This window comes from Cellulomonas hominis (assembly GCF_005239125.1).
Taxonomy (GTDB): Bacteria; Actinomycetota; Actinomycetes; order Actinomycetales; family Cellulomonadaceae; genus Cellulomonas; species Cellulomonas hominis_A.
This window is the reverse complement of sequence record NZ_SZYE01000396.1, coordinates 1-543: the sequence shown is the minus strand read 5'-3', so window position 1 is coordinate 543 and position 543 is coordinate 1. Positions and strand designations below refer to the sequence as shown.

The window sequence follows — 543 nt, the reverse complement described above, 5'->3', positions numbered from 1 at the left end:
CCCGGCCGCCACCGCCGCGGCCCTGGGCCTCGCGCCCGGCGACACGCTCGACCTCGCCCCGTCGCCCGACGCCCCGGCGGCCGCCGCGCGCACGACGGTGCGGGTGGTCGGCGTCTTCCAGCCGCTGCACCGGGGCGATCCCGGGACCCCGGTGTGGCGGCGGGACCTGCTCGGCGGCGCCGGCGTCGACCCGGACCACCCGCGCCCCGGGACCTCGGGCCGGAAGTCGTCGCCCGCGTACGGGCCGCTCGTGGTGGCGCCCGGCGCGCTGCCCGCGGCCGGTACCGGCGTCGGCGCCGTCACCGTCACGCTCGTCCCGGAGCCGGCCGGTGCCTCGGTCGCGGCGCTGGAGCAGGCCGCCCGCGGGGCCGCGCGGCTGCGTCCGGCCCTCGTGGACGCGCTCGGGAGCCGTGCGGACCGGGCGGTCGTCCGGACCTCGTTGCCGGCGACGGTCGGGGCGACCGCGACCCAGCACGCCGTGGCGGGGGCGACGGTGCTGACCGCGGGGCTGGTCGGCGTCGCGCTGGCGGCGGCCGCGCTGCT

Annotated in this window: 1 protein-coding gene; it reads left to right on the top strand. The window is 82.9% G+C overall.

Features of this window, described 5'->3' with window-relative positions; genetic code table 11:
* The coding region (locus FA014_RS20480) for a hypothetical protein (protein ID WP_442861502.1) at window positions 1-543 on the top strand (543 nt) is incomplete at both ends.